Genomic DNA, 19,314 nt, shown 5'->3' on the forward strand with positions numbered 1-19,314 from the left:
GATACCGGCGATATCGGGGTCTGGTTAGCATGGGTCGGGTGGACGCCGGCTTGGTGCGGGAGTGGCTTGATCGGCGGGCGGCGGACTTTCTGTTCAGCGGTGCGGTGCTCGTCTGGCGGGAAGGTCGGCCGGTGTTCGAGCACGCCGCGGGGTTGGCGCATCGGGGGCATCGAGTGCCGACGACCATGCGGACGCGGTTCGGTGTCGCCTCGGTGACGAAGCTGGTGACGGCGGTGACCGCGCTGCGCCTGGTCGACCGGGGAGTGCTCAGGCTCGATCAGCCGCTGACCGAGGTGCTCGCGCCCGAGCATCGGCCGCGCGCGCTCACCGCGGAGCACACGCTGCACCATCTGCTCTCGCACACCTCTGGCCTGCCCAACTACCACGATGACGACGATCCGACGTGGGCGTCGTACACCTCGTGCTGGGACCGCGTCCCGACCTATCACGTTCGCGGGCCGGGTGACCTGCTTCCCCTGTTCGCCGACCTGCCCGCGGTGTCGCCACCGGGTGCGGTGTACCAGTACGCCGACGCCAACTTCATCCTCGTGGGGCTGGCCATCGAGGCCGTGACCGGCAGACCGTTCGCCGACGTGGCGACCGCGGAGGTGCTGGTCACCGCGGGCATGGCCGACTCCGGTTTCGAGGACCGCGACCGCGACCCCGAGCGCCTGGCCACCGGCTACCTCGTCACCGACGAGCCCGCGCCGATGTGGCGGAACAACGACTACAGCGTCCCGGCGGGCGCGCTGCCCGACGGCGGGTTGATCACCACGCCGCACGATCTCGCCCGGCTCCTTGACGCGCTGGTCGGCGGTGGCCTGCTCGGGCCCCGGACCACCGCGGCGATGACGACACCACAAGGACCGCCGTCGGGTGATCTGGAGCGGTACGGGTACGGCTGCCAACTCGTCGTCGAGGACGGTGAGGTGACGATCATCGGCCACAGTGGAGCGGACCCCGGTGTGTCGGCCCTCGTGTCCCGCTACCAGGCGGCGGCGACCACGATCGTGGTGCTCTGCAACTACGACCGCGGCGCGTTCCCCACCACGAAGTACCTCGCGGGCGCGCTCGGATTGCCTGACCCTCGAGCCTGAGCCGCCTTCACCGCTGTCGGACGCGGAGGACGCCGGTCAGCATCGGGAGGGTGAACTCGCCCGTGACGGCTGTTGTCAGGTACGCGCGGATTCGGGGCGGGTGGCTTCTCGTTTGGATTCCGGCATGACCAGCATTCCGGCGCGGGTCGCGAGGGTTGCGGTGAGGGAGTCGGCGGTGCGGCGTTGGCCGTGGGGGATCTCGGACTGCCCACCGGTAACGAATCCGGGGAGAACACAGGTCGACCGAGTGGCCCCGGTACTTGGGCGGATCGGGTGAAATCGCCGCGGGAGTGCAACGCTTCCCCGGGGTGCGACGTGAGTAGTGATGTGGGGGTTGAGGGATGAGCGGGTGGCGGCGGGTCGATGTGGGCGCGTGGGACCGGGTGGGCTCGGGTTTCATCGTCGGGTTCGGGGTCGCGTTGCTCGCGGTCGCGGTCATGGGGGCCGTGCGGATGCGGGCCGGAAGCAACTGGGTGGGCGTGCTGGCGGTGGGAGCCGTGGCCGCGGTGCTGATCGGGCTGGGGTGGCGGTGGAATCGGGTCGGGGTGTTCGTCGGGGACAGCGGGGTGCGGGTCCGCAGAGTGCTGGCGACTCGCACAGTGGCATGGGCATCGGTGAAGAAGTTCGTGGATCGGCCCGCCGGGATCGACCCCGCGCGGGCGATCTGGGTGGTGACCGTCGACGGGCGGGAGATTCGGACGCCCCTCAGGTACGTGAGTCACCAGGTACAGGGGCTGGTCGACCGCCGCAAAAACACCGACAGCGAGCCCGAGGCGATGTGGTTGCCAGGAGCGGAGTGGCGGTGCAAGCGGGCGCTGGCCGAGCTGCGGACCGCGCTGCGGGAGGCCACAGCCAGGTAACCTCGTCGCCGCCGAAGGAGAGAGGGGGTTCCCCAAGATCAATTGGGTGAACCGAATCCCGGCCGCACCGTGAGCAACTCTGCCGTTGGTTACCCAAAGCCGACCGGAAAGCCGCGGCCGAAGGCGCGTCGTGGCGGACTTTCCTGACACTGTTGGGGACTTCCGCCCGCACGGCTTCCAGGCGTGCACCGGCTGATGCCCACGTCCGAATCCGTGTCGTGCTCACCGGGCCCGGCCACGCCAGCGCGGTGGAGGCACCGTTTCGCGCCCGGACAGGCTCTCCGTCCACGAGTGCTGTTTTGGAGTGCCGTGGCGGCGGGCATGGTGACCGACCAGCGGGCTGTCTCGCGATGAGGGCGCAGATCAGGCACCCCTCAGCCGTGCATTCATGCGCCACGGCGTTCACGGCCCGACGCGGTGTCCGACAGTTGTCGGACGCGGAGGACGCCGGTCAGCATCGGGAGGGTGAACTCGCCCGTGACGGCTGTTGTCAGGTACGCGCGGATTCGGGTGAGGGTGGCTTCTCGTTCCTGTTCCGGCATGACCAGCATTCCGGCGCGGGTCGCGAGGGTTGCGGTGAGGGAGTCGGCGGTGCGGCGTTGGCCGTGGGGGAACTCGGACTGCTCCGACGCGCCGAAGTCGATCAGGTGGGCTGTGGCGGTGCGCCAGTTGGTGAGGGTGTCGCGGGGCCCGATGGCGGCGGGTCCGCTGACGCGTTCGAGACCGGCGATCCAGGCGACGCGGTCGTCCAGGACGTTCCACAGGCCCGCCAGGACGCCGCCGGGTCGCAGGACCCTGGTGATCTCGGGGCCCGCGACGGCCATGTCGAACCAGTGCAGGGCGTTCCCAGCAAGCACGGCGTCGACCGACGCGTCCGGCAGGGGGATCGCCTCGGCGTTGCCCGGCAGGGCGTGGACGGTGGGCAGCGCGCGGCGCAGTTCGGTCAGCATCGCGGGGTCGGGTTCGACCGCGGTGACGTCGGCGCCGAGCGCGAGCAGCGTGCCGGTGAGTTTGCCGGTTCCGGCGCCGAGGTCCAGGACCCGCGTGCCGGGCGCGGGTTCCAATGCCCAGCGCACGGCGGCAGGCGCGTAGTCCGGCCGGTGCTCGGCGTAGGCGACCGCCGCCGCGCCGAATGAGCCCTTGAGTGTGTTGTGTTCCATCGGTCGACCCCCATTTGTTTCTTCCGAGGAAACCACAATCAGAGGAAGCCGTCGGCCGCCGTCAGGGCCTCGTCGAGGATGGACAGGCCGGTCGTGGCGTCGGTGTCGGTGATGTTGAGGGGCGGGGCGACGTGGACGCGGTTGCCCAGGACCAACGGGAGCAGGGCGCGGTCGAGGCAGGCCTTGGTGAAGGCGGCCATGGGGGCGTTCGCAATGCCGGTGGCGCCTGGGGGCACGAGGGGTTCCTTGGTTTGGCGGTCGCGGACCAGTTCGATGGTCCACAGCGCGCCGATGCCCCGGACGTCGCCGACGGCGGGGTGGGCGTCGGCGAGTTTGGCGAGTTCGGGGCCGAGGATGTCCGCGCCGAGGCGGGCGGCCGCGGGAATGGTGCCCTCGTCGTGCATCGCGCCGATTGCGGCGACCGCGGCGGCGCAGGCGAGCGGGTGGCCGCTGTAGGTCAGGCCCGCGGGGTACGGGCGTTCGGTGAACGTCGCGTGGATCGGGTCGCCGACGAGGACGCCGCCGAGGGGCACGTAGCCGGAGTTGACGCCTTTCGCGAAGACCAGCAGGTCCGGGGCGACGCCGTCGTGGTCGGCGGCGAACCATGTGCCGGTGCGGCCGAAACCGGTCAGGATCTCGTCGGCGATGTGGACGATCCCGTGGCGGGTGCAGAGTTCGCGGACGCCGCGCAGGTAGCCCGGGGGCGGGACGATGACCCCCGAGCTGCCGGTCACCGACTCCAGGACCAGCGCGGAGATCGTCGACGGGCCCTCCTGCAGGATCACCTGCTCGAGATGCGCGAGCGCCCGCTCACCCTCCTCCTCCGGCGTGGCCGCGCCGAACACGGAGCGGTAGAGGAAGGGCCCGAAGAAGTGGACGACCCCGGCCGCCCCGGTGTCCGACGCCCAGCGGCGAGGGTCGCCGGTGAGGTGGATGGAGGTGGTGGTCGAGCCGTGGTACGAGCGGTAGGCGGAGAGGACCTTCGGCCTGCCGTTGTAGAGGCGGGCCATGCGCACCGCGTGCTCGATGGCCTCGGTGCCGCCCGTCGTGAACAGCACGTGCCCCAGCCCGTCCGGCGCCACCTCCACGATCCGCCGCGCCGCCTCACCCCGAACATCGGACGCGTGTGCGGGCGCCAGCGTGCACAACCGATCCGCCTGCGCCTTGATGGCCGCGACGACGCGGGGATGCTGGTGGCCGAGGTTGGTGAACACCAACTGCGAACTGAAGTCCAGGTAGCGACGGCCATCGATGTCGATGATGTGGCTGCCTTCGCCGCCGACGAAGGTCGGTACGGTCCGCGGCCCTTGCACAGTCCAGGGATGGAAGACCAGTTCGTCGAGGTCCATGTCGCCCTCCGCCGCCGCTCGGACCTCAAGTCTCGGCCCGCCACGAAGACGGCGCCAGTTCGGCGCTACCCATCGAAATCAACAGTCGCGGCCCGCTCTGGCGTGTTCCAGCCAGTCGAGGAACGCGGGGAGGTTGCGGTCCAGTGAGAACGGGTCGCAGTCTGGTGGCAGGTCGGCGAGGAGACCCGGCCACAACGTGTGGGCGGCGTTGTAGAACGCCTGTCCCTCCCGTTGCGCCGGGTCCTTCCGCTGGATCTCGGCCACGAGGTCCAGGTACTCGTCCACCCTCAGCCCGCCACGTACGCGGCCAGGTGTTTACCGGTCAACGTGGACTGGGCGGCGACCAGGTCGGACGGGGTGCCCTCGAAGACGACCTTGCCGCCGTCGTGGCCAGCGCCCGGGCCGAGGTCGATGATCCAGTCCGCGTGAGCCATCACCGCTTGGTGGTGTTCGATGACGATGACCGACTTGCCCGAGTCCACGAGCCGGTCCAGCAGGCCGAGCAGCTGCTCGACGTCGGCGAGGTGCAGGCCCGTGGTCGGCTCATCGAGCACGTAGACGCCGCCCTTGTCGCCCATGTGGGTGGCGAGTTTGAGGCGCTGGCGTTCGCCGCCGGACAGGGTGGTGAGGGGCTGGCCGAGGCTCAGGTAGCCGAGGCCGACATCCGCCAACCGGTCGAGGATGGCGTGGGCGGCGGGGATGCGGGCCTCGCCTTCGCTGAAGAACTTCTCGGCCTCGGCGACCGACATGGCCAGGACCTGGCTGATGTCGCGGCCGCCCAGGTGGTAGTCGAGCACCGATGCCTGGTAGCGCTTGCCCTCGCACTCCTCGCAGGTGGTGGCGACGCCCGCCATCATGCCCAGGTCGGTGTAGATGACGCCCGCGCCGTTGCACGTGGGGCACGCGCCCTCGGAGTTGGCGCTGAACAGGGCGGGCTTCACGCCGTTGGCCTTGGCGAAGGTCTTGCGGATCGGTTCGAGCAGGCCGGTGTAGGTGGCCGGGTTGCTGCGCCGCGAGCCGCGGATCGGGGCCTGGTCGACCGACACCACGCCCGCCGAGGCGGGGATCGAGCCGTGGATGAGCGAGCTCTTGCCGGACCCCGCCACCCCGGTGACCACGCACAGCACGCCGAGCGGCACGTCGACGTCGACGTTCTGCAGGTTGTTGGCGGTGGCGCCGCGGATCTCCAGGTGCTCGGACGCCGTCCGCACGGTCTCCTTGAGGGAGGCGCGGTCGTCGAGGTGGCGGCCGGTGATGGTGCCGCTGGCGCGCAGGCCCTTGATGGTGCCCTCGTAGCAGATGGTGCCGCCCGCACTGCCCGCGCCGGGGCCGAGGTCGACGACGTGGTCGGCGATCGCGATGGCCTCCGGCTTGTGCTCGACGACGAGCACCGTGTTGCCCTTGTCGCGCAGGCGCAGCAGCAGGTCGTTCATCCGCTGGATGTCGTGCGGGTGCAGGCCGATCGTGGGCTCGTCGAACACATACGTGACGTCGGTGAGCGACGAGCCGAGGTGCCGGATCATCTTGGTGCGCTGTGCCTCGCCGCCCGAGAGTGTCCCAGATGGACGGTTGAGCGACAGGTAGCCGAGGCCGATCTCGACGAACGAGTCGAGGGTGCGCAGCAGGTTGGCGAGCAGCGGCGCGACCGACGGCTCGTCGAGCCCCCGGACCCAGTCGGCGAGGTCGCTGATCTGCATCGTGCACGCGTCGGCGATGCTGATGCCGCGGATCTTCGACGACCGCGCGCCCGCGCTGAGCCGGGTGCCGTCGCACTCCGGGCAGGTGGCGAAGGTGACCGCGCGCTCGACGAAGGCCCGGATGTGCGGCTGCAGCGAGTCGGGGTCCTTGGACAGGAACGACTTCTGCACCTTCGGGATCAGGCCCTCGTAGGTGAGGTTGACGCCGTCGACCTTGACCTTCGTCGGTTCCTTGTAGAGGAACGCGTCGAGTTCCTTCTTGGTGTACTTGCGGATCGGCTTGTCCGGGTCGACGAAGCCCGACTCGGCGTAGACCCGCACGGTCCAGAAGTTGTCTGACTTCCAGCCGGGGATGGTGAACGCGCCCTCGGAAAGCGACTTGGAGTCGTCGTAGAGCTGGGTGAGGTCGATGTCGGACACCGAGCCGCGGCCCTCGCAGCGCGGGCACATGCCGCCGGTGATGCTGAAGCTGCGCCGCTCCTTGGTGGTGTGCCCGCTCTTCTCGATCGTCACCGCCCCCGCGCCGCTGATCGAGGCCACGTTGAACGAGAACGCCTGGGGCGAGCCGATGTGCGGCTTGCCGAGCCTGCTGAACAGGATGCGCAGCATGGCGTTGGCGTCGGTGGCGGTGCCGACGGTGGACCGGACGTCGCCGCCCATGCGCTGCTGGTCGACGATGATCGCCGTGGTCAGTCCGTCGAGGACGTCGACCTCCGGCCGCGCCAGCGACGGCATGAACCCCTGCACGAAGGTGCTGTAGGTCTCGTTGATCAGCCGCTGCGACTCCGCGGCGATGGTGGCGAACACCAGCGAGCTCTTGCCGGACCCGGATACCCCGGTGAACACCGTCAGCCTGCGCTTCGGGAGTTCGATGCTGACGTCCTTGAGGTTGTTCACGCGCGCGCCGTGCACGCGGATCAGGTCGTGGCTGTCAGCGGCATGCACTTGCCTGGCCTTGCTCATCGGTGTCCCCATCTGTCCGGTCCCCATCGCCTCCTCGATCTAACCAGCTTGTCAGCTGTCCTGAAGCAGTCCGAGGACGTTGCCGTCCGGGTCGGTGAACGTGGCCACCACGCGGCCGCCGCCGACCGGGTGCGCGGGCTCCTTGACGGTGCCGCCCGCGGCGGTCACCTCGGCCAGCTTCGCCTCGATGTCGTCGACCTCCCAGTAGGCCACCGGCGCGGTCATGCCCTGGGGGCCGCCGCCCGGGACCAGTCCGGTGTGCTGGGTCCCGGTCTCGTAGCCCACGTAGTACGTGTCGTCGGCGACCGGCGCCATGCCGAGCAGTGCGGTGTAGACCTCCTTGGCCTTCGCCAGGTCGGTGACGGGGTGCAGCACGGTCTTGATGCCCATTGTTTCGCTCCTGCGGTGGAGAAATCCTGACGCCGGTGACGCTACGTGCGGCTCGGCGGGCGCGCTTCTCGATTCGTGACCGGTTCGTCGTCCCACGCCATCGAGCTGATCCGCCAGCCCGCGGGGGTCCGGACGAACTGGATCGTCTTGTGGCCCGCGCCCTCGAACCACGCGCCGTCACGGCGGCCGGACTTGCGGTAGCGGCTGAACCGGTGCGCGACCGAGCCGACGACCTCCGTGCGCTCGGCGGTCTCCCATTCGGAGAACTCGGTGAGGGTCCCGTCGGTGAGGATCTTCTGGCGGGGCGCGATGAACGCGTCGAGATCCTGGACGACCGGCTCGTCGCCGACGTTGTTGATGATCGTTCCTTGTGGAATGAACAGGCCGCGGATGACGTCGAGGTCCGGCTCGCCCTCGGTGTTGGCGAACGCGCCGAAGAAGGCGTGCGTCAGCTGGTCGAGTTCGGTCTTGCGCCGGTCGATGGCCCAGACCTCCGCGCTCTCCTGCGTCATGCCCAGCCGCTCGGCGACGTTGACGCTGCGGGTGTTGCCGGGTTTGGTGCGCCACTCGACGCGGGTCAAACCGCGGACCTGGCAGGCCCAGTCGATCATCATGCGGACTACCTGGGTGATCAGCCCGCGGCCTTCGGCGGACTGCTCCAGCCAGCAGCCGATCTCGCACACGCCTGCGCCGGTGTCGAAGCTGACGAACATGGTGCCGCCGACGAGCGTGCCGTCGACCCGGATCCCGTAGAGGCGCCGCTGGTCGGCGGCCTGGCCGTCGGCGTAGCGCTGGAGCAGGGCGCGGGCGCCGTCGAGGTCGGACACGACGAACCCGGCCCCGACCCACGGCGCGATGTGTTCGCGGGCGCGGTCGATGTGGGCGAGGAACTCCGCGGCGTGGTGGGGCTCGAGCGCGCGCAACTCGGTGTCGCCGCGCAGCGTGATGGCCAGCATGGGTCTCCGTTCACATAACAGCTGTTGTGTGAAAGTATCCTGGCCCAGTGCCACGCCACAAGGGAGACCACGACGCCCGCCGCCGCGACGTTTCCGCCGCGGTGTGGCGGGTGCTGGCCGAACACGGCTTCCGCGGCCTGACCATGCGCGCGGTCGCCACCGAGATGGGCGCCACGACCGGCCTGCTCACGCACTACTTCCCGAACAAGAAGGACCTGGTCGCCCACGCGCTGACCCTGCTGGACGAACACCGCGCGGCCCGCCCGCGGCCTGTCGCCCCGGAGGGCCTCCCCGCCCTGCGCGCCGCGTTGATCGACATCCTCCCGCTGACACCGGAGGCCGCGGCGAACAACCGGGTCTGGGTGGGCTCGTGGGACGCGGCCCTGGCCGACCCGGACTTCGCCGCCGGGCACGCGGGTCGGTACGGGCGCTCGCGGGAGCGGATCCGTGCGCACGTGGTGGCGGCGCAACGACTCGGTGAGCTGCCGGCGTCCGATGCGGACGATGTGGCGGCGGCGGTCCAGTCGTTCACGCTGGGACTGACGGTGCAGGCGCTGTTCAGCCCGGACGAGTTCCCGGCCGAACGGCAGGTCCGGTTGGTCGATGAGTATCTGGCTTCGCTCGGGGCTCAGGTGCGGTAGAGCGCTTGGTGGCCCCAATAGCGGCGTGTGGTGGTCACGCTACATTCCGTTCCATGGATGCGGTGAAGATCGGCTCTGCGGCCTCTGCCCTGTTCGCGGCCCTTGTGCTTTCGGCCTGCGGCAACGACAAAGGCATCCCGGAAGGACCCGCTGTCGGTAACGAGGTCAAGGTCTACGACAAGGCAGTCCTGGAGAGCGGCGTTCGGTCGATCTTGGTGGACAAGTACAACATCGAGAACGTCGACAACGTGGAATGTCCCCCACGGCAGGAGGTCCGTTCAGGGCAGGGTTTCAAGTGCGTCGTGGATATCGACGGCAGCACGAAGCAGGTAGCGGTCACCATCCGGACGGATGACGGTGAGTACGAGGTCGCGCCGCCCGCGTAGGAGCGCGACCCCCCTCATGACGGCTCCGCCTTCGGTCCGCGGGTCACTCGCAGCCGATGCCGTCGTTGTCGGCGTCGAGACGGTAGGGGTCGGCGCCCAGGATGCGGATGGGGCCGGTGACGTAGGCCGGGCCGTTGCCGCTGCCGCCCGCGCAGTCGACGTCGGAGGCGATGGGGACGCACGGGGTGTAGTTGGGGTGGCACGCGGGTGCGGGCTTGGCCGTCGTGGGCTTCGGTGCAGGCGGTGGCGGGGGAGTGGTGGTGCGCTTCGTCGTTGTCGTCGGGCGGGGCTTGGTGGTGGGAGCCGGGGCGGGCGCGGGTGCGGGGACCGCGGCGGGCTCGGTTGTCGGGGCGGGCGGAACCGTTGTCGTCGTGGTGGTTGTCGTTGTCGTGGTGCGGGTGGTGGTCGTCGTCGAGGAGGCGGCGAGGGAGTCGGATGGGGTGTCGTCTCCGCCGGAGATGGCGGCGGCGAAGATCACCACGCCGACGACGCCCGTGGCGATCCAGGCCGGGAGCTTGTTCGACGGCTTGCGGGGGCTCGGGACCGGCGGGCTGGGCGGTCGGGGCGGCGGGGCCGACGTCGGCCACGACGGGGCCACGCGGGTGGCGGCCATGTCGGACTGGCGGGGCAGGCGCAGGGTCAGTTCGATCCCGCGCTTGCCGAGGAACAGGTCCGCCTGGCAGCCGGGGCGGCCGCCGCGCGCGGTGACGGCGTTGACGGCCGGGGCGTAGCGCTGGGACATCGCGTAGGTGAGTTCGCCGACGCGGTGGCCGTCGAGGTGGACCTCGATCGCGCGGTGGCCCTGGTGTTTGCCTGCCTGGATGGTGCACCAGCGCAGCTCCACCGCGACCCGGCGCGGGACGTCGGAGGTGATCGGGTAGCGGGAGAGGGCGCGCTGGTGGTGTTCCTCGCGGGTGACGGTGACGGCGACGCCTGGGTCGAGCATGACCAGACCGGCCGATGAGTTCTCGAGCACGGGTTGTTCATCGCTCAACTTAACCGTGTGTATCCCAGGTCACAGCCGAGTGTCGCGAAACCGCTAGCGCGGGTGCCAGGGCAGCCAGACCGTCCAGTCGTAGTAACCCGTGCCGGGGTATGGATTCGGGGCAGGCGCCGGACTTGGCGACGGCGACGGCGCGGGCGACGGCGAAGGTGACGGCGCGGGTGCGGGCGCAGGTGCTGGGGCGGGTGCCGGGGCAGGCGCGGGAGCCGGAGCGGGAGCGGGCGCGGGAGCCGGTGCCGGAGCGGGGACTCCGGGCAGCGGCGCGGGCTGAGGGGGCGGCGCCGGGAGGCCGGTGTCGGGCAGCATGACGTCCGGCAGGGACGGTGCACCCGGCAGGGACGGAGTGCCCGGCAGCGGCGCGGTCGGCGTCCCGGCCACCGGCACGATCAGGTTCGGGTCCACCGCGGCGGGGAGCGCGCGGACGTCGGTGTCGGACTCCTTGGCCTTCGCCGGGTCGACCGGGATCGCGGTGACGCCGGTCGCGTAGGTGGCCGACCAGCGCAGCACGTCGGCCACGTACTTGTCCGAGTGGTTGTAGCGGAACACCGCGCGGGCGGCGTGTTTCGGGTCGCGCAGGTCGCCGCCGCCCGCGCAGAGGTAGCGCGCGGCGGACGCGGCGGCGTCGTAGATGTTGTGCGGGTCGGCGGTGCCGTCGCCGGTGGCGTCGGCGCCGTAGCGGACCCAGGTGGACGGGATGAACTGCATGGGGCCGACCGCGCGGTCCCACACGGTGTCCCCGTCGTACACGCCGTCGTCGGTGTCCTTTATGGACGCGAAGCCGTTGCCGTCGAGCGCGGGGCCGAGGATGCGCGACACGGTCACGCCGTCCTCGCGCAGCGCGCCGTCGCGGGCGTGGCCTGACTCGATGCGGCCGATCCCGGCCAGCAGCGACCACGTCACGTGGCAGTCCGGCTGGGTGCCCGCGAGCAGCGTCTCGGCGCGGATGTAGGCGCGCAGCACCATTTCCGGGATGCCCGCGCCGCCCGCGGGCAGCGCCGCGATCGGGTCGGCGGGCTTGACCGGCTCGGTCAGCGGCGGCCCGGGGAGCGCGCCGTTGACGGCGATCTCGTCGTCGGCGGGGAACGGGCCGGTCGGGGTGAGCGCGCCGGACGGGCCGAAGCCGGGCGTGCCGGTGCCGTCGCTGGTGACCATGGCGAGCAGGACGGCCAGCGGGGTGGCGGCCGTCATGATCCCGGCGACTCGGTGGGGACGCCGCCGTTTGGGCGGCACGGGCTTGCGGTGCCTGGCCATGATCACCTCGCTGTGCGTGCTGGCAGCACGACAGTGCCCGATCGTGGAAAGAAAATCATCAGCCTCTTGTGCGGGCGGCCAAAAGTCCGCTGATCCAGAGCCGAACCGCCGTGGTTTCTGTTGCGGCGTGACAACTCCAGCCTTTCTCAACCAGATGGTTGACAACGCGGACGGTCGGGCGTAACTTCGTTCTCAACCAAGTGGTTGAAGAAGGAGCGAGTGGTGGAAGACGACCGGTTGTCCCGAGTGTTCGCGGCCCTCGCGGACCCGACGCGCCGGGACATCGTGGCCCGGCTCTCGCTCGGCGACGCGACCGTCGGCCAGCTCGCCGCGCCGTACGCGGTGTCGGTGCAGGCGGTGTCCAAGCATCTGAAGGTGCTGGAGGACGCCGGGCTGGTCAGCCGCAGCCGCGACGCGCAGCGCAGGCCGTGTCACCTCGAAGCCGAGGTGTTCGACCTGATGACCTCTTGGGTCGACCGCTACCGCCGCCAGGCACAGGAGCGGTACGCCCGCCTCGACGACGTCCTGGCGAACCTCGAACACGAAGAAGGAGAAGCATCATGAGCGCGAAGACCAAGAACGAGACCCGCATCGAAGCCGACCCGGCCCTGCCGACCATCACCATCACCCGGGAGTTCGACGCCCCGCGCGACCGCGTCTACCGTGCGTGGGTCGACCCGAACCTGGTCAAGCAGTGGCTCGGCCCGCGCGACATCGAGATGCGGATCGAGGAGTGGGACGCCCGCACCGGCGGCTGCTACCGCTACACCGCGTGGCGCGACGGCGAGGAGGTCGCCGCCTTCTACGGCTCGTTCCACGAGGCCCGCGAGAACGAGCGGCTTGTGCAGACCTTCACCTACCGCGGCATGCCCGATGGCGTCAGCCTGGAGACCATGACCTTCACCGACCTCGGCGACGGCCGCACCCGCGTGACGTCGCTGGCGGTCGTGGACACCATGGAGGCGCGGGAGGCCATGCTGGCCAGCGGCATGGACGCGGGCGTCATCCAGGGCTACGAGCAGCTCGACGAACTCCTGGCCAAGGGCTGAGTCAGGGCCGGATCTTCTCCGTCCGGACCAGCTTGCCGGACTTGAAGCCGCCCGCGCAGTCGACGACCGACAGCGTCGAGGTCTTGAGGACCGGCTGCTCGCCGGTCAGCGCGGCGACGAGCAGTTCGAGGTCGGGGTTGTGGCCGACCACCAGCACCGTCTTGGCCGCGTCCAGCGAGCGCAGCAGCGCCAGGATCGCGTCGGCGCCCTCGCCGTAGAGCTGCTCCTCGAACCGGGCCTCCGGCGCCTCGCCGAGTTCGGCGGACACCAGCTCCCACGTCTGCCGCGTCCGGGTGGCGGGGGAGACGAGGACGGTGTCGATGTCGGGCACGTGCTTGGCCAGCCACTTGCCCACCGCGGGAGCCTCGACGCGGCCGCGGTCGGCCAGGGGCCGCCGGTAGTCGGGCACCCCCTCCGGCCAGGCGGACTTCGCGTGTCGCAGGATCACCAGGCGCGGCATTCGGGTGGCCTCCTCGTCGTGTCCCCCTATCGAACCAGGTTCCACAAGAAACCACGCTAAGCGCGACGGGCGCCCGCCACCCGGCGGACGCCCGTCGGCGTCAACTAGACCTGGCAGGGATTCCCGTTCGGGGTGCCAGGCTTGCCCTCGAAGTTGGCCTTCGCCTCGGCGATGACCACGTCGGTCAGGAGCGTGTCCAGCACGACGGCCTGCTGGGTCACCGTGTTGCCGCTGACCACGGTGCTGTTCAGCTTCAGTGACCCGATCACCAGCGGGATCGTCAGCGGCGCGCTGCCCACCGTGACGGACACGCCGTTGATCTTCAGGCTGGCGATGTGGGACGAGCCGCTGAGCTGCGGTTGCAGCCCGTTGGGTCCGTTCACACAGGTCACCGACGCGTCAGCGGTGATGACGCCGAGCTCGATGGAGACCAGCAGGCTGCCGATCCTCGTCGAGTCGACCTGGGCGTGTGCCGTGGCGTTGTCGTTCACCATCGGCGGCTGTTGCTGGTTGTCCGGGGTCAGGTTGGTGCTGCCGTGCACCGCGTTGGCCCGGACGTTGAGGATGCCCGCGTTCAGGTTGACGTTGGCGACGGTCTCGCTGTCGTCCACGCACGGCACGTCCGGCGGGTTGGCCTCGCCGAGGATGATCCCGGCGACGTTGAGCGCGCGCGCCCGGCAGGAGAACACGCCGGTCCGCTGCGAGGTCTGGATCCGCAGGTCCGACAGCACCGGGCTGTCGCCCGCGCCATTGGCCCGCAGTGTCGCGCGCACCTCGATGTAGCGGCCGGTCAGCGCGAACGTCGTGGCGTTGCTGACCGGCACGAACGTCTCACCCGCCAGTCCGGCCTCGGTGTCGGACGTCCTGGCCTCGACGGTGATCGACGTGCCCGGGGGCACCGACCCCTGCGGCTCGGTGTTCCAGGTGACCTTGCCCCAGGTCTGGCCCGCGACGCCGCCGTCCTGCACGACCGACCACGTGCCGACCGGCGCGGTGATCTCGCCGAGCACCGACCCGGTCATGTCGCTGTAGTTGTACGGGCCGGAGCCCGCGCCGAGGTCGACGGTCATGTCGACCGCGCCGACCGGGAACCCGCCGCCGCCGATCGGACCGGCGTTCGGATCGATGCGCTGGGTGTTGTTGCTGTTGATGTTGGTGACCCACACCTTGCCGTTGGTGTCGATGGCGACACCGGTGGGTCCGTTGCCGCCGGGCAGCGTCACGTTGCCGACGTAGGTGCCGTCGGTGCGCAGGTGGCCGATGGTGGTGGCGCCGAACAAGGCGTGCGCCACCCACACGTTGCCGTCCCGGTCGACCGCGATGCCCTGGGCGTTCTCGCTGCCGTGCGGGAACGCGCCGAGGATCGTGCCGTCGGCGGCGAGCTTGACCACGCGGTTGCCCGCGACGTTGGTGTGCCAGATCTCGCCGGTGATCGGGTCCATGCCGAGGCCGTAGTCGCCGTGGCTGGCGTTGAGGCACGTGCCGGTGTTCGTCGAGGGCACGTAGCGCAGCAGGTTGTTGCCGTAGCGCGCGGACCAGAGTGTGCCCGCCTTGTCGATCAGGCCGCCGTAGCCGCCGCAGCCGTAGTTGATCTGCGTGCCCGCGACGGGCTGTCCGGTGGCTCCGTCGACCTTCTCGTGGTCGGTGTCGGCGCCGCCGGTCCACAGGTCGTTGTTGGCGTCGACGGCGACGGTGCGCGTGTTCGTGCCGGTGACCCGGGTGTAGTTGATCAAGCACTCGTCGGTGGCGGTGGTGACGCCGCCGTTGTTGTCCGCGCCGCCCGCGTTGGTCCACGGCCGGATGTCGCCGAGGCCGCGCGTGGTGGCGTACTTGCCGTCGTTGTCGCGGTCCTCGCAGGTGTTGTAGGCGAACGGACCCACCAGGTAGTCGCCGTTCGCGTCCGGGTTGCCGCCCGCGTCGACCCGGGAGCCGCCGACGATGACCCCGACCCGGGTGACCGATCCCTTGCCGCCCTCATTCTCGTTGCGGTTGGAGAACCACGTGTTGCCGAGTTTGTCCACAGTGGTCCGCGACGGGTTGCGGCCGCGGCCGTCGGGCGCGGACAACCACTCGCCGACGATCTCGCCGGTGTTGACGTCGATGCGGATCATGGTGCCGCGCGCTGACGCGGCGACGTTGACGTACGGGAAGAACGTGCTCGTGCGGTTGAGTTGGAGCTGGTTGTTGTTCGGGGCGTCGTGGTTGACGTCCTGCAGCGCGCCTTGGTCGAAGTCCGCGTCCGTCGTGTAGAGGACGTTCAGCCCCGGGACCGGGGCGGCGACAGCCGGGACCGTGGCCAAAGAACTTGCCACGGCGGCTGTCGTCAGAACGGCTAGCACTCGTTGGGGTCTTCGATAACGCATCGCGACCGAATCCCTTCCTTTTGCGCCGATGGTTGGGTGGGCCGGCCCACCTAAAGGGTCGCTTTGGGTAATGGATCCATTACCGTCCGATTGGTGGGTCTTTGTCACGGACGAAACACCGGAGAGTCACCGCCCTTTCGGGAAGCCGTCGGTGCGGACGACAATCGCGGGCATGTCCGAAGTGATCGGCCGCGACAGCGAGCTGACCAGGCTCGACGCCGCGGTCGACGCCGTGGGCTCCGGCCGCGGCGCGGTGCTGCTCGTCGTCGGCCGGGCCGGGATCGGGAAGACCCGATTGGTCGAGCACGTCGTCGCCCGATCGGTCGAACACGGTCTGCCGGTGGCCCGCGGCACCTGCGTGCCGGACGAGGGCGCGCCCGCGCTGTGGCCGTGGTGGCAGGCGCTGGGCGACCGGCCCGCGCTGGCCGCGCGGCTCGATCTCGACGGCGGCGCTGAGGTGAGTCCGCAGTTGTCGGCGGCCCGCAGGCTGCGTGAATACGACCTGCTGCTGCGCGAGGTGACCGGCACGGTCGTGCTGGAGGACCTGCACTGGGCAGACGAGTCGACGCTGACGCTGCTGCGGCTCGCGGTCAGCAGGCCAGGGCTGCTTGTCGTGGCCACCTACCGCGACGACGAGCAGCGGCCCGCCTTGCGCGCCGCGGTCGCGCACCTGCGCCGCGACTCGGCCACCGAGGTGCTCGCCCCGCGGCCGTGGACGGTGGACGAGGTCGCCGCGTTCGTCGGCGGGCGGGTCGACCCGTCGTGGGTGCCGGTGCTGCACCGCGTGTCCGGCGGGATTCCGCTGTTCGTCGGGGAACTGCTGGCCGCGCTGCTCGCCGCGGACGGCACCGGTCCGGCGCCCAAGTCCGGCGCGTGGCCGCTCGGCGTGCCCGAGCACCTGCGCGGCATCGTCGCCGCCCAGCTCGACGGGCTGCCCGACGAGGTGCGCGAACTCGTCACCGCGTGCTCGGTGGTCGGCGCGGACAGCGCGCCGGACGAGGTCTCGGTGCTGGTCGACGCGCCGGTCGACACGGTGCTGCGGCGCGCTGAGGCCGCGGGCGGGCTGCTGCGCTGCGGCGATCGGATCGCGTTCACCCACGCGCTGGTCCGCGACGCGGTCTACGACGGGGTGCCCGCCGTCGATCGCGTGCGCCTGCACCGAGACCTGGCCGAGGCGATCGAGTCCGGCGTGCTCGTCGGCGAGTCGGTGACCCACCGGCTCAGGTCGGTCACCGATGGCGCGAGCCGGGCCGCCGCGGTGCGCGCCTGCCGTGCCGCGGCGGCGAAAGCGGCTTCGCGTCTGGCCTACGACCGCGCCGCCGACCTGCTCGACGCCGCGCTCGGGGTGCTGCGCGAGCCGTGTGTCGACCTGCTGCTGGAGGCCGCCGACATGCACTACCGGGCGGGCCGGTCGGAGGAGGCGCTGCGGCGCTGTGAGACGGCCGTCGCGCTGGAGGCGTCACCGGACCAGCTCGTGCGCGCCGCGCTGACCGTGCGGGGCATCGACGACGCCAGCCCCCGGCTGATCCCGTTGTGCGACAAGGCATTGGACGTCGTGGCCGACGACGCGGGCCGGGCGCGGGTGCTGGCGCAGCGCGCGTTGGCCATGACCCAGGTCGTGCACGCCGACCAGGCCGAGGAACCCAGCCGCGTCGCGCTCGCGCTGGCCGAGCGGACCGGCGACCCGCTCGCGATCGCCGACGCGCTGCGCGCCCGCCAACAGGTACTGGCGGGACCGTGGTGGGTCACCGAGCGGCTGGAACTGGCCCGGCGCATGCTCGCGCTGGGCGCCGACGGCCCGCCGGACGGCGAGCTGTGGGCGCGGGTCTGGCGGATCGACGCCGCGCTGCAACTGGGCACGATCGCCGTGCTCGACGACGAACTCGCCCACCTCCGGCTCTACGCCGACCGGATCGGCTGGCTCAACGCGCACTGGCACTACCACCGCTCGGCGGGCGTGCGCGCGGTGCTCGTCGGCGCGTTCGACCGCGCCGAGGAGGAGGCCGACCAGGCACTGGCGGTGGCCGAACAACTCGGCGACTTCAGCGCGATCATGCTGGACGTCGCGTTCCGGATGGAGCTGCGCAGGCTCCAGGGCCGCGGCGGCGAACTGGCGGCCAAGGTGGCCCGGCTGACCACGATCGGCCGATCCCTGCCGGTCGTGGACGCCAGCGTCGGCCGCTTCCTGGCCGATGTGGGTGACCTCGACACCGCCCGCGAACTCTACGAACGACTCCGCCCGGTGCTGCCGACTCTGGCCCGCGACGGCCGCTGGCTGCCGACTGTCGCCGCGGCGGCGGTCCTCGCCCGCGCGCTGGACGACCGCGAGACCGCCGAGGCCCTCTACGTCGAACTGCTGCCGATGGAGGGCTACTACCTGGCCTCGGGCGCCGGGACCGTGGTGTGCATCGGGTCGGTGTCCCGCCAACTCGGCCGCGTCGCACTGTTCCTCGGCAACCGGGACGCAGCGATCCGGCACTTCGAGGACGCCATCACCATGGACAGCCGCATCGGCGCGCTGCCGTTCCGTGCCAAGGCCGAGGTCGCACTCGCGGAGGTGCTCGTCGAGGGCCGCGGCACCGAGATCACCCGCGCGGCCCGACTCGCGGGCCAGGCGGCGGTGACCGCGCGCAGGCTGGGGATGGCCCCGACCGTGGCCGCGGCCGACGAGGTCCTCCGCCGCGCCCGGCAGGCCCAGCACGAGGCGGCACCGCTGACCGCCCGCGAACGCGAGGTGCTGCGGATGCTCGCCGTGGGCGCACCGAACCGGGCGATCGCGGAGAAGCTGGTGCTGTCGGAGCGGACCGTCGAGACCCACGTGAGCAACGTGCTGGGCAAACTCGGCGTCGCCAACCGCGCCCAGGCCGCGGCGTGGGTGGCCGAGAACGGGTTCACGTAGTCCACCTCAGTACTTCCCCGGATCCCCCCGGCGTCCTCAGCGACGACCGTCGGAGGGGACACGGAGGAGGTGAGCGCGATGTACGCGCGAATCCACAAATCAACCGAAACGGCCCCCGACGCCGTCGAGACCCACACCTACCGCAGACTCGCGGGCGACGACGAGGTGGCGGTCTCCCTGTTCGACACCCAGGCCGCGGCCGCCGCCGACCCCACCGCCGAGTGGTACGAGGTCGAATCCGACGAGTCCGGCCCGGCCCCCACCAGCGTCGCGGCCTTCCTGCACTTCGACGGCCCCCTGAGCGCCGAGGTCAAGGCGGCGGCGGACCGCGCCAACCGCGACCGAATCGCCCCCGCGATGCGCGACCACCCGGGTTTCTCGAGGGTCCTCGTGCTGTGGCAGCCCCAGCGCCGCAGCGCGGTGATCGTGAGCCAGGCCGAGTCGGTGGAGTCCCTGGAGAACGGCCAGGAACGGATCAACCGCATGGAACTCTTGCCGGGCGAGGACCCCGCACTGCTTCCGGGTCCCGACCGCATCGAACTCTTCCGGGCGGTGGCGTCGTGATGATCTTCTGGCTGTGGGCGGAGTTCGCACGGCGCTGGTGCCGCTAGCCCGAGTCTCTTGGCGTGCCTGTTTGGGCGGTTCGCCTTGATTCGGGGACCCCTCCAAAATGGGCCTGTGTGGGTGAAAGGTGGGGCGAAGGAACCCCACCCACACAGCGAGTTCAGGCCCGTTCAAGGCGAACCGCCCAAACAGGCATGTGGCACCGGGGGCGTCGCGATGCGTTGGT

General features: G+C 70.8%; 18 protein-coding genes. 8 read left to right on the top strand and 10 right to left on the bottom strand.

Annotation, left to right across the window (positions count from 1 at the left end):
* The first annotated feature begins 38 nt into the window (after nt 1-38).
* Nucleotides 39-1,097, top strand: coding sequence for a serine hydrolase domain-containing protein (locus ACSHT8_RS28710; protein WP_436494203.1), 1,059 nt, complete (start codon nt 39-41; stop codon nt 1,095-1,097).
* A 341-nt stretch (nt 1,098-1,438) separates the two neighbouring features.
* Nucleotides 1,439-1,957, top strand: coding sequence for a hypothetical protein (locus tag ACSHT8_RS28715; RefSeq protein WP_436494205.1), 519 nt, complete (start codon nt 1,439-1,441; stop codon nt 1,955-1,957).
* Between the two features lie 386 nt (nt 1,958-2,343).
* Here ACSHT8_RS28715 and ACSHT8_RS28720 read toward each other — a convergent pair whose 3' ends face one another.
* From ACSHT8_RS28720 to ACSHT8_RS28745, 6 genes are all read right to left on the bottom strand, one after another.
* The gene (locus ACSHT8_RS28720) at nt 2,344-3,117 is read right to left on the bottom strand and encodes a class I SAM-dependent methyltransferase (protein WP_436494207.1); all 774 of its coding nucleotides are present in this window, start codon (nt 3,115-3,117) and stop codon (nt 2,344-2,346) included.
* Between the two features lie 38 nt (nt 3,118-3,155).
* Nucleotides 3,156-4,466: an aspartate aminotransferase family protein gene (locus ACSHT8_RS28725; RefSeq protein WP_436494209.1), complete on the bottom strand. Its 1,311-nt coding sequence runs from the start codon at nt 4,464-4,466 to the stop codon at nt 3,156-3,158.
* Between the two features lie 78 nt (nt 4,467-4,544).
* Complete coding sequence (locus tag ACSHT8_RS28730) at nt 4,545-4,751, bottom strand: hypothetical protein (protein WP_436494211.1); 207 nt, start codon at nt 4,749-4,751, stop codon at nt 4,545-4,547.
* 2 nt (nt 4,752-4,753) lie between these two features.
* Nucleotides 4,754-7,126, bottom strand: a complete 2,373-nt coding sequence (locus ACSHT8_RS28735; protein ID WP_436494212.1) for an ATP-binding cassette domain-containing protein — start codon at nt 7,124-7,126, stop codon at nt 4,754-4,756.
* Nucleotides 7,127-7,177: 51 nt separating this feature from the next.
* Nucleotides 7,178-7,516 carry a VOC family protein gene (locus ACSHT8_RS28740; RefSeq protein WP_436494214.1) on the bottom strand — a complete coding sequence of 113 codons (339 nt, stop codon included), beginning with the start codon at nt 7,514-7,516 and terminating at the stop codon, nt 7,178-7,180.
* Nucleotides 7,517-7,557: 41 nt separating this feature from the next.
* Nucleotides 7,558-8,472, bottom strand: coding sequence for a GNAT family N-acetyltransferase (locus tag ACSHT8_RS28745; protein WP_436494216.1), 915 nt, complete (start codon nt 8,470-8,472; stop codon nt 7,558-7,560).
* A gap of 47 nt (nt 8,473-8,519) precedes the next feature.
* Here ACSHT8_RS28745 and ACSHT8_RS28750 point away from each other — a divergent pair, with 47 nt between their 5' ends.
* Nucleotides 8,520-9,113 carry a TetR/AcrR family transcriptional regulator gene (locus ACSHT8_RS28750; RefSeq protein ID WP_436494218.1) on the top strand — a complete coding sequence of 198 codons (594 nt, stop codon included), beginning with the start codon at nt 8,520-8,522 and terminating at the stop codon, nt 9,111-9,113.
* A gap of 53 nt (nt 9,114-9,166) precedes the next feature.
* On the top strand, nt 9,167-9,499 hold the full coding sequence (locus ACSHT8_RS28755) for a DUF4333 domain-containing protein (RefSeq protein ID WP_436494220.1): 333 nt from the start codon (nt 9,167-9,169) through the stop codon (nt 9,497-9,499).
* A 43-nt stretch (nt 9,500-9,542) separates the two neighbouring features.
* Here the strand turns inward: ACSHT8_RS28755 and ACSHT8_RS28760 are convergent, their stop codons facing one another.
* Together ACSHT8_RS28760 and ACSHT8_RS28765 are read right to left on the bottom strand one after the other, a co-directional pair.
* Nucleotides 9,543-10,475, bottom strand: a complete 933-nt coding sequence (locus tag ACSHT8_RS28760; protein ID WP_436494221.1) for a hypothetical protein — start codon at nt 10,473-10,475, stop codon at nt 9,543-9,545.
* 63 nt (nt 10,476-10,538) lie between these two features.
* Complete coding sequence (locus ACSHT8_RS28765) at nt 10,539-11,753, bottom strand: lytic transglycosylase domain-containing protein (protein WP_436494223.1); 1,215 nt, start codon at nt 11,751-11,753, stop codon at nt 10,539-10,541.
* Between the two features lie 222 nt (nt 11,754-11,975).
* Between ACSHT8_RS28765 and ACSHT8_RS28770 the strand changes: the two genes are divergently transcribed.
* Entirely contained in the window at nt 11,976-12,317 is a 342-nt protein-coding gene (locus ACSHT8_RS28770) for an ArsR/SmtB family transcription factor (RefSeq protein ID WP_436494225.1), read from the top strand.
* Nucleotides 12,314-12,802: an SRPBCC family protein gene (locus tag ACSHT8_RS28775; protein WP_436494226.1), complete on the top strand. Its 489-nt coding sequence runs from the start codon at nt 12,314-12,316 to the stop codon at nt 12,800-12,802. The genes ACSHT8_RS28770 and ACSHT8_RS28775 overlap by 4 nt, the downstream gene beginning before the upstream one ends.
* A 1-nt stretch (nt 12,803) precedes the next feature.
* Here the strand turns inward: ACSHT8_RS28775 and ACSHT8_RS28780 are convergent, their stop codons facing one another.
* Together ACSHT8_RS28780 and ACSHT8_RS28785 are read right to left on the bottom strand one after the other, a co-directional pair.
* Complete coding sequence (locus tag ACSHT8_RS28780; protein WP_436494228.1) at nt 12,804-13,262, bottom strand: SixA phosphatase family protein; 459 nt, start codon at nt 13,260-13,262, stop codon at nt 12,804-12,806.
* 104 nt (nt 13,263-13,366) lie between these two features.
* Complete coding sequence (locus ACSHT8_RS28785) at nt 13,367-15,574, bottom strand: hypothetical protein (RefSeq protein WP_436494230.1); 2,208 nt, start codon at nt 15,572-15,574, stop codon at nt 13,367-13,369.
* Between the two features lie 223 nt (nt 15,575-15,797).
* Between ACSHT8_RS28785 and ACSHT8_RS28790 the strand changes: the two genes are divergently transcribed.
* Complete coding sequence (locus ACSHT8_RS28790; protein WP_436494232.1) at nt 15,798-18,524, top strand: helix-turn-helix transcriptional regulator; 2,727 nt, start codon at nt 15,798-15,800, stop codon at nt 18,522-18,524.
* A gap of 78 nt (nt 18,525-18,602) precedes the next feature.
* Nucleotides 18,603-19,088: a hypothetical protein gene (locus ACSHT8_RS28795; protein WP_436494234.1), complete on the top strand. Its 486-nt coding sequence runs from the start codon at nt 18,603-18,605 to the stop codon at nt 19,086-19,088.
* The last annotated feature ends 226 nt before the right edge of the window (nt 19,089-19,314 follow it).

This window comes from Actinokineospora sp. HUAS TT18 (genome assembly GCF_051364635.1).
GTDB lineage: Bacteria > Actinomycetota > Actinomycetes > Mycobacteriales > Pseudonocardiaceae > Actinokineospora.